This window comes from Photobacterium piscicola (genome assembly GCF_046058925.1).
Lineage (GTDB): Bacteria > Pseudomonadota > Gammaproteobacteria > Enterobacterales > Vibrionaceae > Photobacterium > Photobacterium piscicola.
In genome coordinates this window covers 925922-942736 of the sequence record NZ_CP175534.1, presented here as the reverse complement: position 1 = coordinate 942736, position 16815 = coordinate 925922, and the positions used below count along the sequence as shown (strand labels likewise).

14 protein-coding genes are annotated in these 16815 nt (G+C 39.6%); 6 read left to right on the top strand and 8 right to left on the bottom strand.

Features of this window, described 5'->3' with window-relative positions; translation table 11 throughout:
- Positions 1–128: 128 nt before the first annotated feature.
- A complete protein-coding gene (argA, locus tag ACJZU6_RS04660; RefSeq protein ID WP_107276836.1) occupies positions 129–1457 on the bottom strand; it encodes an amino-acid N-acetyltransferase in 1329 nt (442 codons plus the stop codon).
- A 436-nt stretch (positions 1458–1893) separates the two neighbouring features.
- Here argA and mltA point away from each other — a divergent pair, with 436 nt between their 5' ends.
- Together mltA and tcdA are read left to right on the top strand one after the other, a co-directional pair.
- A complete protein-coding gene (mltA, locus tag ACJZU6_RS04655; protein WP_408900705.1) occupies positions 1894–3087 on the top strand; it encodes a murein transglycosylase A in 1194 nt (397 codons plus the stop codon).
- 117 nt (positions 3088–3204) lie between these two features.
- The gene (gene tcdA / locus ACJZU6_RS04650; RefSeq protein ID WP_080158975.1) at positions 3205–4014 is read left to right on the top strand and encodes a tRNA cyclic N6-threonylcarbamoyladenosine(37) synthase TcdA; all 810 of its coding nucleotides are present in this window, start codon (positions 3205–3207) and stop codon (positions 4012–4014) included.
- 100 nt (positions 4015–4114) lie between these two features.
- Here the strand turns inward: tcdA and csdE are convergent, their stop codons facing one another.
- Positions 4115–4552 carry a cysteine desulfurase sulfur acceptor subunit CsdE gene (gene csdE, locus ACJZU6_RS04645; protein WP_235865975.1) on the bottom strand — a complete coding sequence of 146 codons (438 nt, stop codon included), beginning with the start codon at positions 4550–4552 and terminating at the stop codon, positions 4115–4117.
- A 20-nt stretch (positions 4553–4572) separates the two neighbouring features.
- Positions 4573–5793: a cysteine desulfurase CsdA gene (csdA, locus tag ACJZU6_RS04640; RefSeq protein WP_080158976.1), complete on the bottom strand. Its 1221-nt coding sequence runs from the start codon at positions 5791–5793 to the stop codon at positions 4573–4575.
- A 365-nt stretch (positions 5794–6158) separates the two neighbouring features.
- Here csdA and ACJZU6_RS04635 point away from each other — a divergent pair, with 365 nt between their 5' ends.
- The 4 genes from ACJZU6_RS04635 to rlmM are packed head-to-tail and all read left to right on the top strand — an operon-like array spanning position 6159 to position 9261.
- A complete protein-coding gene (locus ACJZU6_RS04635; protein WP_080158977.1) occupies positions 6159–7079 on the top strand; it encodes a transcriptional regulator GcvA in 921 nt (306 codons plus the stop codon).
- Positions 7060–7746 carry an alpha/beta family hydrolase gene (locus tag ACJZU6_RS04630; RefSeq protein WP_408900704.1) on the top strand — a complete coding sequence of 229 codons (687 nt, stop codon included), beginning with the start codon at positions 7060–7062 and terminating at the stop codon, positions 7744–7746. The genes ACJZU6_RS04635 and ACJZU6_RS04630 overlap by 20 nt, the downstream gene beginning before the upstream one ends.
- Before the next feature lie 14 nt (positions 7747–7760).
- A complete protein-coding gene (locus ACJZU6_RS04625) occupies positions 7761–8165 on the top strand; it encodes a DUF423 domain-containing protein (protein ID WP_408900703.1) in 405 nt (134 codons plus the stop codon).
- Positions 8166–8175: 10 nt separating this feature from the next.
- Positions 8176–9261 (top strand): 23S rRNA (cytidine(2498)-2'-O)-methyltransferase RlmM, encoded by a 1086-nt coding sequence (rlmM, locus tag ACJZU6_RS04620; protein ID WP_080158980.1) that lies wholly within the window; start codon positions 8176–8178, stop codon positions 9259–9261.
- 81 nt (positions 9262–9342) lie between these two features.
- Here rlmM and xni read toward each other — a convergent pair whose 3' ends face one another.
- The 5 genes from xni to queF form a co-directional block, all read right to left on the bottom strand.
- Positions 9343–10122: a flap endonuclease Xni gene (gene xni / locus ACJZU6_RS04615; protein ID WP_408900702.1), complete on the bottom strand. Its 780-nt coding sequence runs from the start codon at positions 10120–10122 to the stop codon at positions 9343–9345.
- 77 nt (positions 10123–10199) lie between these two features.
- Positions 10200–11573: a nucleotide 5'-monophosphate nucleosidase PpnN gene (gene ppnN / locus ACJZU6_RS04610; RefSeq protein WP_080158982.1), complete on the bottom strand. Its 1374-nt coding sequence runs from the start codon at positions 11571–11573 to the stop codon at positions 10200–10202.
- Between the two features lie 219 nt (positions 11574–11792).
- Positions 11793–13349 (bottom strand): GGDEF domain-containing protein, encoded by a 1557-nt coding sequence (locus ACJZU6_RS04605; RefSeq protein WP_080158983.1) that lies wholly within the window; start codon positions 13347–13349, stop codon positions 11793–11795.
- 132 nt (positions 13350–13481) lie between these two features.
- Entirely contained in the window at positions 13482–15761 is a 2280-nt protein-coding gene (locus ACJZU6_RS04600; protein WP_408900701.1) for a tetratricopeptide repeat protein, read from the bottom strand.
- A 121-nt stretch (positions 15762–15882) separates the two neighbouring features.
- The gene (gene queF / locus ACJZU6_RS04595) at positions 15883–16734 is read right to left on the bottom strand and encodes an NADPH-dependent 7-cyano-7-deazaguanine reductase QueF (RefSeq protein WP_080158985.1); all 852 of its coding nucleotides are present in this window, start codon (positions 16732–16734) and stop codon (positions 15883–15885) included.
- Positions 16735–16815: the final 81 nt, after the last annotated feature.

The following is a 16815-nucleotide window of genomic DNA, read 5'->3' as shown; positions in this document are numbered from 1 at the left end:
AAATTATTTAACCTTTCTTTTGTATGTTATGTATAGTAATTATTGTTGTTACATTTAGGTGACCAACTTTAAAACTACCACACATTACTGAATAGTGAATTAACACTTTGTTACAAATTTGAGGTTTATTAATTTATATTTGTTATGAGTATTTTAGATCGGCGTTGATAATTATAGAGATCTTTTTTTATTACAGGTAATTGTTCGATGTCGCATTCATAAAATCCTTGTTCACGAAACCAATGTACACTGCGGGTGGTAAGGACAAATATTTTATCAATGCCAGTATCGCGAGCTTGTTGACATAATTTATTGAGTAATAACACGCCTCGGTCACCGTCTCTAAAATCAGGATGAATCGCAACACAAGCCATTTCGGCCATTTTTTCATCAGGATAAGGGTAAAGAGCGGCACAACCAATAATAAGATTATCAAGTTCAATGACGGTAAAAAGGGTAATTTCACGTTCTAGTTGTTCACGAGAACGGCGAACTAAAATGCCTTCAGCTTCTAATGGTTGAATCAAATCTAGAATTCCACCAATATCATTAATGTTAGCGCGACGTATTTTCTCTGCGTTTGACATCACAATCTGAGTGCCAATTCCGTCAAGTGAAAACAGTTCCTGAATGAGTGCCCCATCTTGTTTATAGCTCAATAAGTGGCTGCGAGGTACGCCAGCATGACAAGCAGTAATTGCACCTCGAAGAAAGCGACCTGTACCTGATTGTTGTTCATCATGATCGATCAGTTGTTGTAATACCTGTTCTGCGTCATGCGGTAATAACTCTGAAATAATGTCATTGTTGTTATCAATAACCCCTTGCTCTGAACAAAAGCCAATTAATTTATCAGCCCGTAATCGAATCGCTACCTGAGTGGCAATTTCTTCTGAGGTGAGGTTAAAACATTCGCCTGTCACCGAACTGGCGATAGGGCCAAGTAATACAATCGATCCTTGTTCTAATTGGCTGGTTATGGCGTTGTTATTGATTCGGCGTATTTTACCACTATGACAAAAATCAATGCCGTCATCGATTCCCAGTGGTTGCGCAATAATGAAGTTACCACTGATAACATTGATTTGAGATCCCGCCATCGGGGTATTATTGAGACCCATTGAAAAGCGAGCGGTGATATCCAGTTGAAGTTGCCCAGCGGCCTGTTTCGCTATCTCTAGACTGTGTGCATCAGTGATTCTGATCCCTTTGTGATAAGGACTATCATAATGTTGCTGCTCTAAGAGGGTGGTTATTTGTGGTCGAGCGCCATACACCATTACAATATGAATACCTAAACTGTGTAGTAATGCTATATCGTTAACTATGTTGGCAAAGTTGGGATCAGCAATGGCTTCACCCCCAACCATGATCACCATGGTTTTTCCTACGTGGGCATTTAAGTAAGGGGCTGACTGACGAAATCCTTTCACTAAAGGGGTCTTACGTGTATTCACAAGCGATATCCATATCAATGTTTAATTTATAACCAATAAATTAAATCAATTATGTGGTTTGCGCAGCATTTAAATGTGATTTTTCCGAAATTAGTAATAATCATTATCTGTGCTTAAATATTCATATCAGCTATTACGGGGATTTATGTGTAATCGCTTATTATGTGAGTTGTAGTTTGGTTGTGAAGGGCATTTTTAAAAGCGTAGTCACTATTTTATTTATATGAAGAACAAGCATTTATTAGATGATAATTACGATGTTATTGGACGGGAGTTTAACGCTTACAGTATATTTCATTCTTTCAATGGAACTTTTGTTCGCCACTCTTAGTCTTAGATCTTTTGATAGCGTTATGTCATTTGTCTGTAGATTCTTTTAAATAATTACTTATTTTTAGATGGTGTTTGTTAGTATTGGCATCCGTTTACTGCTTTTATGAAAGTAAGCGAGTTATCACTTTTACATTTTTATAAAACTTTTATAGGCTTATCTATCGTGTTACGTAAAGCAACAGTTGCAATGATTCTTTTTAGCTTGGTGGGGTGTTCATCTCCAGAGAGTACAACAACGGAAAAACCGAGCTTAGCGACAGCTGGTAATCCGTTAGCACATCAATATTTAGGTCAGCATTTTGATCATGTGTTAAATAAAGTTTCACAGGTTGAATCAACTAAAGCACATGATTACAGTACGTTTGCTCCACAAGCTAAAATGGTAACTTCGCGTTCATCGTCAATGGCGCGTAAATTTGAGCCACTGTATAACCAAGTAGAAAATTGGGCTAAGCATAGTGGTAACCCAAGCACATTAGCTAAATATGGCATTCAGGCCGCACAAATGGGTGGTGCTAATGGTGAAGGCAATGTGATGTTTACGGGCTATTATTCGCCAGTGATTGAATTACGCCATAAACCAACCAGTGTTTTCCGTTACCCAATTTATGCAATGCCAACGTGTAAAGGCCGCTGTCCTTCACGTGAACAAATCTATGATGGTGCACTAGCCGGTAAAGGGTTAGTGCTGGGCTACAGTAAATCCATGCTTGATGTATTTATGATGGAAGTACAAGGCAGCGGTTTTGTTCATTTTGAAGATAATAACCAGCTGCAATATTTTGGTTATACAGGTAAAAATGGCCACCGTTACGTCAGTATTGGCCGTGTGTTAATTGACCGTGGTGAAGTGCCTAAATCAAAGATGTCACTGCAAGCGATTCAAAACTGGGTCGCTAACCATAGTGAAAGTGAAGTACGTGAACTATTAGAGCAAAATCCATCTTATGTTTTTTTCTCCCCACGTAAAACATTAGATGTTAAAGGCAGTGCAGGTATTCCGTTATTAGCCAATGCAGCTGTTGCGGCTGATCGTAAATACATTCCTATGGGATCAGTATTATTAGCAGAAGTACCACAGCTAGACGCAAAAGGTAACTGGACAGGTAAGCATGTATTACGCTTATTATTAGCACTTGATACTGGCGGTGCTGTGAAGAAAAATCACTTGGATTTATATCATGGAATGGGGGCAAAAGCGGGTACTGATGCTGGTCACTATAAGCATTTTGGTCGTGTTTGGCGTTTAGGTCTGAAAGGAACAGCAACTCAAGATCCGTGGTTAATGCCAAGATAAGAGCGATAGTTAAAGAGATCGCCACGGTGATCTCTTTGCTCTGACTGGACAATTGTTTTGAGAGTGCGTATAAAAACGCACTCTTTGTTTATCCACCTCAAGCAGTGTAGAACCAGTATGCGTGAATTAGATACCCCAGCATCCGATAGTTATAACCAACGTTTTGGCGGCACTCGTCGTTTATATGGCAACAGTGAAGTTGAAATCCTTCGTGCTGCACATGTGTGTGTGGTTGGTATTGGTGGTGTTGGCTCATGGGCTGCAGAAGCGTTAGCGCGATCTGGTGTTGGTGAGCTAACTTTAATTGATATGGACGATGTCTGTGTAACTAATATCAATCGTCAAATTCATGCGCTGACTGGCACTATTGGTCAAAGCAAAATTGAAGTAATGGCCGCGCGTATTCAATTAATTAACCCAGACTGTAAAGTTAATTTAATTGATGATTTTATTAGTCCTGAAAACCAAGCGCAGTATTTATCAAAAGAATTTGATTATGTATTGGATGCGATTGATAGCCTTAAAGCAAAAGCCGCATTATTGGCATATTGTAAAAGTAATAAAATTAAAGTTATTACCATTGGTGGCGCTGGTGGACAAACAGATCCTACTCAAATTCAAGTCACTGATTTAACTAAAACGATTCAAGATCCATTGGCTAGAAAATTACGTGAAACATTGCGTCACCACCATAACTTCACTAAAAATGCTAAGCGTAAATTTGGGATTGATTGTGTTTATTCCACTGAGCATTTGAAATATCCCCAAGCTGATGGTTCTGTGTGTGCGATAAAAGCGACGGCTGAAGGGCCTAAACGTATGGATTGTGCCAGTGGTTTTGGTGCTGCAACTGTTGTAACGGCAAGTTTTGGTTTTGTTGCTGTGGCGCATATTATTAAGAAATTGATTGAAAAACATCGTCAATAATATGTCGTCTCTACGATAATAAAGACAAAAAAGCGGATCATCATTGGAATCCGCTTTTTTGTATCTAACTGGCAAGAAGAGGCGTTAAGTCGGTGGAATATTAGTGCGCAAGTTGTTTTATTTGTTCGACAATCGCTTTTAAACCATTGCCGCGTGAAGGGCTTAGGTGGGTAATTAGACCTAAGTTATCAAAGTAGGTATCGATATCAAAAGCGTTAATTTCTGCCGCTGTTTTACCATCATAAGCGGCTAATACTAAAGTAATTAAGCCTCGTACAATACGTGCATCTGAATCAGCGATAAAGTAATAGTGTTCATCAACAACTTGATGATGTAACCACACTTGTGATTCACAACCGCTGATTTTAAGTTGATCTTGCTTATAGCTGTCATCCAGTTGTGGCAGTTTCTTACCAAGTTGAATAACGTTACGGTAGCGATCTTCCCATCCCGTTGCGATTTGCATTTGGGCAATAATATCAGTGGTGGTGATCTCAGAGCCAAAAGGGTGCTGAGGAAGCGTCATAGTGGTGGTCATGTTGTTTTCCTTGGCTGTAACTATAATAAATCACAGGCTTTATGTAGCGCTGCAATAAATCGCGCGACATCTTGTTGATCATTATAAAGGGCTAATGATACTCGTAATGTTCCTGTTAAGCCTAGCGCATCTAACATTGGATGAGCACAATGGTGGCCAGCACGCAGGGCAATATGCTGTTGGTCAAGTAATGTGGCTATATCTTGATGATGAACCCCATCGACAATAAAAGAAAATAAGCTTGCGTGAGGCTGAAGGCCAATAATACGTAGCCCGTCAATATCCTGAATACCGTCTAAGGCTTGTTGACGTAAATCGGCAATGTGTTGTTCTGCGCCTTGACGGTCAATACTTTGTAACCAGTCAATGGCTGCTGCAAGCGCTAAGCTACCAGCAACATTGGGGGTACCCGCTTCAAATTTCCCCGGTAAACCCGCATAGCTAGTGCCATTAAATGAGACTTTATCGACCATTTTTCCACCTCCATGCCAGGGTGGCATCGCTTCAAGTAGTGCTTGTTTACCATAAAGTGCTCCAATACCTGCTGGCGCATAAATTTTGTGCCCTGAGAAGACATAGAAATCGGCATCAAGTGCTTGCACATCCACAGGTTCATGTGCAATCCCTTGCGCTCCATCAACAACGACTACTGCACCATACTGGTGAGCTGCTGCTATCATTGATTCAATTGGATTGCGAGTACCGGTAACATTCGTGATATGAGCAACAGCAACAATTTTGGTTTTATTCGACAATAAACGCAGATAAGCATCAATATCTAATGTGCAATCCTGACGCATTGGAATTTTAATGACGTTAGCGCCGGTTTGTTCTGCGACCATTTGCCAAGGCACGATATTGGCATGGTGTTCAAGTTCACTGACTAAAATCTCATCTCCTGCTTGTAAATGAGTGCGAGCGTAGGTTTGTGCAATAAGATTTAAAGCTTCAGTTGCACCACGCGTCCAGATGATTTCTTTTGGGCTGGCTGCACCAATAAAGTGTTGCACTGTGGCACGTGCTTGTTCAAAAGCGAAGGTTGCATTGGCGGTTAAGCTATGGCTACCACGATGGACATTGGCATTATAACCACGGTAATAATGAGTTAGCGTATCGATAACAATCGCAGGTTTTTGAGCCGTGGCTGCGCTGTCTAAATAAACCGCTCGCGGTGCGACATCTGAATGTTGCAAGGCTGGAAATTGGGTTTGAATTTGTTTGATATCGAATGGTATGGTCATAGCTAGTCACATTACAGAAATTTGAATTATCGATGATGCTAATAAATGCGAGGAAGAGCAAGTGTTGCGGTGATTTTAAACCAATAAAAAAATAGCACTGCGTTGGGGCGCAGTGCTAACAATTACTTTGACGCATAAGTCAAAATACAGGAAGTAAAGAGGTAGATAACTACCGATCCGGCAGGATCCGGACAATATGCAAACACAACATCGTAATGTCAATTCAGCGGTTAGCCAGAGGGCAAAACACAAAATGTTCATTGACACTACGGAACGAATGATAGGGTTTATATAGCACTTAAACAATGGACAATTTATAATGTTTGAGATGAAAAAAACTAATGCATTAGAGAGCCTCGAAAAGTATGTCAAGACGTTTACCGCCACTTAATTCATTGAAGGTATTTGAAGCTGCCGCAAGGCATTTAAGTTTCACACGTGCAGCTGAAGAACTGTTTGTTACTCAAGCCGCAGTTAGCCATCAAATTAAAGCCTTAGAGGAATTTTTAGGGTTAAAGTTATTCCGTCGTCGCAATCGTTCATTGCTGCTAACTGAAGAAGGGCAAAGCTATTTTCTTGATATTAAAGATATCTTTTCATCCATTTCAGATGCGACTGATAAGGTCTTAGAAAGAGGCTCTAAAGGTGCATTAACCATTAGTTTACCTCCTAGTTTTGCTATTCAATGGCTAGTGCCAAGATTAACCGATTTTAATGAGCAACACCCTGAAATAGACGTCCGTATAAAAGCGGTTGATCTTGACGAAGGTTCATTAACTGATGATGTTGATGTAGCAATTTATTACGGTAGAGGTAATTGGTCGGGGTTACGTGCGGATAAACTGTATCAAGAATTTATGATGCCAGTATGCTCACCGATGTTATTAGTTGGTAGCAAACCATTACGTACTATCGATGATTTAAAACTACACACACTTTTACATGATACTTCTCGTAAAGAGTGGAAGAACTATGTGCGTCATTATGATGTGAAAGACGTTAATGTTAACCAAGGGCCGATATTTAGTCATTCGACCATGGTATTGCAAGCAGCAGCTCACGGCCAAGGTATTGCATTAGGCAATAATGTATTGGCGCAACCGGAATTAGAAGCAGGACGATTAGTGTGTCCGTTTGATGAAATTCTGGTGAGTAAAAATGCATTTTATTTTGTGTGTCAGGAAAAACAAGCAGACACTGGTCGTATTCAAATTTTCCGCGATTGGATTTTAAATAAAGCCCGCAAAGAGCAAGAGGATATGCCTGATGTCATTGAAGAAGTGTGAATATCTACTTGATGGCCCTGATGCTGAACATGCTATAGCGACATTTTTATTTGCTCATGGTGCAGGTGCTGGAATGGATCATGCCTTCATGACGACGGTTGCACAGGGGTTAGCGGCACATAATATTCAAGTAGTGCGGTTTAATTTTCCTTATATGATCAAACGTGTAGAGGATGGTAAAAAGCGTCCGCCAGATCGCCAACCTAAATTATTACTCGATTTTCAAACCCATATCGAACAGTTTGATAATGGCAAGTTAGTCATTGGTGGTAAATCAATGGGAGGACGAATGGCGAGTTTGATGGTGACGGATATTGCAGCCCAAACACCTCTAGTTAATAACTGTGCGGCGAAAGTTCGCGGTGTTGCTTGTCTTGGATTTCCTTTCCATCCGCCTGCAAAGCCTGAAAATTATCGCGGTGATCATCTTGCAACCACCACGATCCCTACTCTTATTTTACAAGGTGAACGCGATACCTTTGGGGGGCGTAGTGAAGTCGAGCAGTGGCCTTTTTCCGCTCAAGTGCATTATCAATTTTTAGCTGATGGTGATCACGGCTTTAAACCACGTAAAGCATCAGGTCATACTGAAGCTGAAAATATTACTATTGCAATCGAAGCCTTAGCGGCCTTTATTAAAAATTGTGTTGATAGTGAAGTAGCATAGTTAGAGGTGTACTCATGACGGTTGAATTAACCGCGAAACAGCGTCAACAATCACGATTAATGCTGATGTTTGCTGCTTGCAGTGGTGTAGTAATGGTGGCTTTAGGAGCCTTTGCTGCTCATGGATTAAGCTACCGCTTAGCACCGCACTTACTCGATGTGTTTAAAGTTGGGGTTCAATATCAAGCGTGGCATACCTTAGCATTATTAGGTTGTGGAATATTGTCACGCTTTTTGCCATCAAAAGCGTTATCATACGCGGCGCTGTTTTTTGTCATCGGTATAATTTGCTTTAGCGGCAGTTTATATGCCTTGGCTTTAACTGGCATTAAATGGTTTGGTTCCATCACCCCGATGGGCGGAATATGTTTTATTATTGGCTGGGTGATGCTTGCAATAGCCACCTGGCGTTCAGCTTGAGGGTTCCAACGTGAATCAAGTTTTATTGTACTGTCGTCCTGGCTTTGAAAAAGAATGTGCCGGAGAGGTTCAAGACAAAGCAAATACGCTGGAATTGTTTGGTTTCCCTCGGGTGAAAAACAATTCAGGTTATGTGTTATTTGAGTTTTACCAAGCAGGTGATGCAAATAAATTCATTCAATTGCAGCCATTTTCGCAATTGATTTTTGCTCGTCAAATGTTTGCAACATCAGCAATGCTAACAGGTTTACCAACAGAAGATCGTATTTCACCTATTTTAGATGCCATTAGTGAAGACTTCCCTATTTGTGGTGATTTACGTATTGAAACCCCTGATACTAATGAAGCGAAAGAACTGTTGAAGTTCTGCCGTAAATTTACGGTGCCACTACGTCAAGCAATGCGTAAGCGTAATATTTTATACGTTAAAGATAACCACAAAAAGCCAGTATTACACGTGTGCTTTATTGCCCCTGGTTGTTGTTTTGTTGGTTATTCTTACCCACAAAATAACTCACAGTTCTTTATGGGTATTCCTCGTCTGAAATTCCCTGCAGATGCGCCAAGCCGTTCAACGTTGAAATTAGAAGAAGCATTTCACGTGTTTATTCCTCGTGAGGAGTGGGATGAGCGTTTAGCGCCGGGTATGTGGAGTGTTGACTTAGGAGCCTGTCCTGGTGGTTGGACGTATCAATTAGTGAAGCGTTCAATGTTTGTTCATGCGATTGATAACGGTACTATGGCGCAAAGCTTAATGGATACCGGTCAAGTTAAATATCATGCAGTTGATGGTTTTAAATATGAGCCTGCACGTAAGAATATTACGTGGATTGTATGTGACATGATTGAAAAACCCGCTCGTGTAGCGCACCTTATTGGCGAATGGTTAATCAAAGCATGGGCCAAAGAAGCTATTTTTAACCTTAAGCTGCCAATGAAAGGTCGTTATGACGAAGTGCTACAAGATATTGAAAATCTAAAAGTACTGCTGATTAAAAACGGCGTGAAGTTTAAGCTGCAAGCGAAACATTTGTATCATGACCGTGAAGAAATTACGGTGCATATTCAACGCTTAGATAATCGCTCTGCATATTAATTTGCAGGTAGTGTAGCGAATGATTATTAACGCCATCCTTTTGAGGGTGGCGTTTTTTTTAGCACTAGTATTTATACATTATTAATTCTGAGTGGCATCGTGATAACGAATATCTTGTAAATTAAAGCCAAGTTCTAAATCAGTCTTTAGGCTTGCCACTGCTTTGGATGCACGAGCTGTCTCTTCATTACCGGTGATTTTTTTTTGCCATTTAGGGGCAAGATCAGTAGCAGTGAGAATCGCGTCAAGATTAGGGTAGAGGCTTAATAACTCCACTGCCGCTTTAGGACCAATACCGGCAATGCCTGGGATTTTACTGGAACTAATGCCTGCTAATCCCCAATAGTCAGTTAATAACTGTGGCTTAACACCATATTCTTTTTCAATAAAAGGGCTATCAAGCCAGCGTTGTTGAAAATAATCACGAATACGTAACGTCGGTTGTAGTAACTGACAATAGCCTTTGTCAGTTGAAACAATAGTGACCTGTTCACTGCGAGAGGCGACTTTTAATGCCAAGGTTGCCACTAAATCATCGGCTTCATCACCATCAGATAATAGTGAATCAATGCCCATTGTCATAAATGCATCTTGAATGCTATCCATACCCGCTAATAATTCTGGTGGCATCGGTTTACGACCTTCTTTGTAGTGTGGCAGTAATTCTGCTCGCCAACCTCGGTCATCACTATTATGGTCAAACACTGCCACAATATGGCTCGGTTCCGTGCTATTAATTATTTTCTGTAATGCCTGACAACATACTCTTGCGGTGTTGTCGACATCGGGTTGCCCCGGTTGCGCGGCATGAACACGGCGAATAAGGTTTAATGCATCAATAATAACAAGGTGAATAGCCATAAATAAATTCTATGTAGATGAATAAAAGGAGCACTAAGGCTCCTTATTGTACGCAAAACTGTAATCAAATAACGATATTATTTTGACTGTTCGTGGCTATTAACGATTTCATAACACGGCTCATATTTACTGCCGGGCAATTTCATGCGTTGTTGTTCCACAAAATTTTTGAGGAGTTTATCCATGCGTTGCATTAGGACTTTATCGCCGTCAATTTTAAAGCGACCATAACGTTCGATTTCATGAATGCCTTCTTCTTTGACATTTCCCGCCACGATACCTGAGAATGCTCGACGTAAATTAGCCGCCAGTTTTTCTTTCGGTTGATCCATGTGTAAATCTAAACTAGCCATGGCTTTATGTGTTGGTGCAAATGGCATTTGGAAATCTTCAGGGATTGTCAGTGACCAGTTAAAGCAATAAGCATCACCAGTGGCTAAACGGTGTTCTTTTACGCGTGCCATTGACGCTTTCATTACTTGTGCAACTTCAGCAGGATCACCAATAATAATTTGATAATGTCGGGTTGCAGCTTCGCCTAACGTGTCACGAATAAAATCATCTAGGGTACGGAAATAAGCTTCACTTTCTTTGGGACCTGTAAGAATCAATGGTAGCGGTTGTTCTGCATTATCGGGATGCATCAAAATCCCTAAAATATAGAGCAATTCTTCTGCAGTACCAGCTCCTCCTGGGAAAATAATGATGCCATGGCCCACGCGAACAAAGGCTTCTAAACGTTTTTCTATGTCGGGTAAAATAACCAGTTCGTTGACAATTGGGTTTGGTGGCTCTGCGGCAATAATTGACGGTTCAGTTAAACCAATAAAACGGCTGCCAGAGTAACGTTGTTTAGCGTGACCAATAGCAGCACCTTTCATTGGTCCTTCCATTGCGCCCGGTCCACAACCAGTACAAACATTAAGTTCACGCAAGCCTAGTTCATTGCCGACTTCACGAGTGTATTGGTATTCAATTGGATTAATTGAGTGGCCGCCCCAGCACACGATAATATTGGGATCTTCACCAGCATGTAGGGTACGAGCATTGCGTAACAGACTAAATACGAAATCGGTAATATGGGGGGCGCTAGCAAGATCAATATCATTTCGACGTGCGATGTGCATATCGACATAAATGATATCGCGTAACACTGAAAACATGTGTTCTTGAATGCCACGAATAATACGACCATCAACAAAAGCATGTTCTGGTGGGTTCACAAGTTCGATTTTAATCCCACGTTCACGACGTAATAAATTAATCGCAAAATCGAGGTGTTTCTCAAGCAATTCTTTGGAATTATCAGTATGACTGCCCGAGTTTAAAACCGCGAGTGAGCAGTTACGATATAAGCGATATAAATCACTGGATGCTGTTGCTTTTAGACTGTCGGCTTCTATTTGTGATAATAGATTCATAGCGCCGATAGGGCTGATATGCGTAATCATAATAACCTCCCTGGTAATGATGAAACAGCATGTTCATTTATTAAGACAAGGCAGAAGGCAAGGTGTATTCACTACAGGACTGGTGCAAAAATCAAATAAAGAACAGTAAGATAAATTATTTTATATTATTACCATACACAGTGATTTTATCTTTGACCAGTAAATGATAGTAATAATATAAGTACCCAGTAATGAAATGGATACGATAATTGGGGAGGGTTAATCTTGATGAATAATGCTATTACTGCGCTGAACTTGGCTGTGACGAAGGGCGGTTTCAATACGCTGAATGACATTTTTAGGCGTGTCATGATTGTTGAAAAACGAAGAGCACATAGACACTGACATCGTAATACTCTGACTTTTAAAATGCAGTGGTAATTGAGTAATAGCGGTTCGAATATCATTCATTAATTGCTGACACTGTTGTTGATCAATATCGGTCATTAGTAAAACGAAGGCATCTTCATTAAAGCGCGCAATAAAATCTGTCGAATTTAATTGTTGGCTAATAGTTTGCGCGATAATTTTAAGCGCTTTATCACCCGCATGATGGCCATAATCATTATTTAACTGGGTAAAGTTATCGATATCAATCAGCACTAAAAGTAATGGATTTTGATAGCGCAACCAACGTTGATATTCATGTTCAATACGATCATTAAACGCACTACGATTGTAAGTTAAGGTTAATTTATCTCGAAAAATATTTTGTTCTTGTTGGCTTAATCGTTGGTGATAACTATACGTTTGTTGTTGTAATTGCTGCACTTTATTATCGTTATGGTTTAACTGTTCAATTAACGCTTGTTCTCGCTGTTCTAGTTGGCTATTACGTAGTGCTAATTGTTGTAATTCATGGGTAATATTTGCCCATGATGAAGAGTTGATTGCTGGTGAGTTGTTAATCTTAAGCTCTTGATTAATATTTGAGACAATCGTTGATATGCCGCTATTAAAATCACGTCGATGTTGATGTAGCACAGAAAAAGAACTAGCTGTTTGGGCTGTATTTTTTTGGAGTGAGGCTAAATCACTATTTAGGGTGTTTAGAAATCGTTGTGATGCGTAACGCTCGTTATGGGTACCTGAAACAATAAGACGTAAAACTTGGACTAATAAAGCCAAGAGTGCAGATTGATCGACGCCTTGTACCAATTGATTACGAATAGCAAATAGCTGCTGTCCTTGCTCATTAGTAAAGTCTATTTCGGTGATAAGTTGTTGTAATTCTGCTACCAACTCAACACTAAAATGGTGCAGATTATCTTTAGATAACGAAGACTTATTATTCGCTGTTATTAATTTGATAGTGCGTTCATAGAGTTCAAGTAAGCGAACTATACGTTGATGATTATCTAATAATGTTGATGGTTGTTGGTTGAACAGATGATCTAAATCTTGCTGTAATGATGCGGGTAAATTAGGGTGTTGTAATAGGGTATGACCGCGTTGATTAATCTGTTGTTGTAAATGGTTATTTTGATGTTGGATCATATCGGCTTGTTGAATAACAAGTCGTTCAACAATCGCTAATCGAGGGATAAGACGACTAATCTCTAAAGGCTGTTCAAGATCATGGGTTATGGATTGCAATGTGTGGTCGAGTTCATTATCAAGACCTCGACAAGCAATAGTTAAACGAGTAATCAGACGTTTTAATATCACAATTTCACGCCGCGATTTTAGGTTAGAATCACGGTAAGAAAGTTGAGCGTGGTCTAATTGTTGTTTTAGAATGTTAACTTCAGCAACAATTTCACTGATATCTGTCATTGGTTATGCATCTGTGTTAATACACTTAAAAGTTATTTAATTCATGATGTTACTATCATTTTAAAAATATGCTATCAAAAATAAAATACAATAGTTAGTGATATTTTACAAAGTTATGAGTCATTTATATATTTAATTGATATCTTTGTTAGGATTGTGATCGTAGTTCCAGATTACGTCACTATTGGTTGAACTGCGGACTTTTACTAATCCTTTTTCTATTCCTTCAACACAAGAACGACGAATATTATCGCTCACAAAACTGGCCGCTGGCGCTGCATCAATGGCAGATAAGTGAACCCAGTGACTCCCTGGTTTTTTATGATTGAGGCTAATGCCGGCATCAACAGCCATCAGTAAAATATCAATTAATTCTTGGTCATTAATCGCGGTATATGAGCGTGGTAAAAATGGGTATTCTGCCATGCCAATTTGTAACGAATTTTCGATATTTAATGGCTGCGTATAATTATCAATTAACTGTTGGATTGAGTCGGCAAGTTGTCTCGGATCACAGCTCAAGCGTGCATTGGGCTCGATATATAAGAACATCGCGTCAGAAAAATGATAAATACGCGCAGGCTCTAATACTTGCAGTTGTAAATAATTACCAAATTCTTTTTCTGCTGCAAGTCCTTGCTGATAGCCTTTCTCTAACGAAATATGTTTTAAAAATGAAACTTCAAATAAGGCAAACCGTAGTCGATCGCTTAACGGCTCATTAATAATTTCACCAAGGTGCCATTGTTCAAAGTTAGCACTACTTTGTTGAAGCGAGTTAGCGAGTCGTGCGTTAAGCATGCGTAGATTACGTAAACCACTACGAGGGTGAGTATAGTAATCGGTGGTTAATTTGGTGAGTTGCTGTTTTAATTGTTTATTAATATGTTGGCGACGCCACAGTAGCAATAACATAATCACTAACCCTCCCATAAGGGCTAAAGATATCTGCTGTTGTTTATAGAGTGCGTTTTTATTAATGAATTGCTCACGTTCCATTTCTTCAAGTTTTAGTGAACGCTCCATCATTTTTTGTTGTTGCTTAAAGACTTCAGTATTACTTTTGGTCGCGTTTTTTTGTTTGCCTACATACAGTTGTTCGTAACGGCGTTGACTGAGTAAAGCGTTGTAATAGTCATTTTGTTTTTCAAACGCTTTTGACAATATTGATTCACCCATTAATTGCAAATTTGTTGCACCAATACGACTGGCTGAAATTAATCCAGCTTGCAATGAAGTAATGGCATCGTCGAGGGCGCCTTTTTCGAGTTCTAATTGCCCTTGTAGAATTTGGCTTTCGGCCACAATATTTTCATTACCACCTTGAAGAGCAAGGTTACGCGCCTGAACAATATATTGCTCTGTTTTAGAGTAGTTATATAAATGCAAATAAACCCGCGCAATGTTCAGGCGTAAACTGGCAGAACGGACATCGTGTTTAAGCTGATTCTCTTGGTCGAGGGCATTAAAATAATGTACTAAAGCAAGGTTATAGCGCCCTTGTTGCTCATAGATAGAAGCAATTAAGGTGAGTGTTTTAGCCAATTGTTGAGTTTGTTTATAGCGTTCAAAAAACTCACCCGCTTGTGTGGCATGTTCTAATGCTTTATCAAACACGTGGCGTTCTTCAAACAGTTGTGCTAATTCGTAATTGGCGCGTGCGATTTGGGGTTGATCTTCATGTTCTACGGCGAGCCAATAACCACTTAATAAGCGATCAAGTGCCATATCATAGTGATGATGGCGTAAGTAATGCTGACCTAATGTAAGTTGATAATTAATGGTTTCGTCTTTATCGTCAAATGCGGCTAGATATCCTTTTGCTTTGATAAATAGTTTTTCTGCCGCTTCATCATTGCCTAAGCTGGATTCAATTCGAGCACGCAACATCAGTGATTGATACTTTAACTCGTGCACTTGGCTGGTGAGTTTTATTGGCGGTGAGTGCTTGATCTCAACACTGAGCGTATTCAGTATTTTTAGTGCTGTTGCACTGTTACTTAAATTAACCCAGTAAAATTGAGCCAATAAAATACGACTTTCAAAGACACTGAACATAAATTTATTGTTAAGGGCTTTTTTTTCAGCTTTTTTAATAACGCTAATGGCTTGTTCTGGTCGTTGTAGCAGAGATAACGCCTGCGCCTGGAGTTGTAGTGCATTAATGGTGTTAAGAGGGGTGCGTGTTGAATGATCCGCTTCACCGTTAAGATGAACCCGTGATGGATCTTGAGGTTGGCTAAGACGTCGTGTCTCAAGATAGTTTTGGGTGATAGTGAGCGTTCGCTCAGGTTGATTAACTAATAAATTGTGTGCTTCAGTAAGGATTGGTGAGCTGTATAGTTTTGCTTGAAGATCAAATGACAATGTTAGTAATACTAACCCAGAAAGAAATAGGCCACGAAAATTCATATAATCTCAAAGCAGCAGAATAACACACAAGATGGTATTGATTTTACTGAGTTAATATATCAAGTCCAGCAAAGTAAAGGTTTTTGCCGGACTTAATGTTGAATTCGTCGTTAGGATCTAATTACTGACGTGCGAGACGGAAATTATCACTTGGCGTTTTGCCCATGTTAGTACGGTATGGATTAATATCTAAACCACCACGACGGGTATAACGTGCATAAACAGTTAATAATTCAGGCTGACAGAAACGCATAATATCGTTAAAAATACGCTCAACACATTGTTCGTGGAATTCATTATGATTACGGAATGACACAATGTAACGCAGTAATTTTTCACGGTCGATACGGTTGCCTTTATAAGCAATACGTACACTACCCCAATCAGGCTGATTAGTGATTAAGCAGTTTGATTTTAGTAGGTGACTATGAACAATTTCTTCTACAACATCGTTGTTATTAGCGGCACCTTCAAGATATTCTGGCTTAAAAGCATAGTCGTTAATTTCAATGTCTTGATCGTCAATACACTCACCAAAGAAATTAACAATAGGTTGCTCATTAAAATCAGTGAGGGGCTGAATGGTGACATCAACATCTTCGCCAGCACAACGCGATAAATCAATTTGCAGAGTATCTGCAATATCTTGCCAGCTATCAAAACGAGTTTGATTAAAACTGTTAAGGTATAGTTTGAAGGATTTTGATTCGATAAGATTAGGGCTTGATGCAGGTAAACGTACTTCACCAATCGCAACTTGTGGTAAGCCTTTATTATTGAGCCAAGATAATTCGTATAATGTCCAAATATCATAGCCAGTAAATGGCAGTGCATCATCGCTGATATTAATATCGGTACGGTTTAAGCTTCTTGGCACAGGTTGCAGTAATGATGGATCATATTGATCTTTATACTCAGTCTTTTTGCCAAGGGTTAAACCTGCTAATTCTTTAGCGTCTTTATATTTACTCATACTGTCTATGACACTCTTGGATTAGAATAGATGTCCGTCGAAACGGCTTAAACCTAAAGTTTACTGAATCTTTTATGAGGT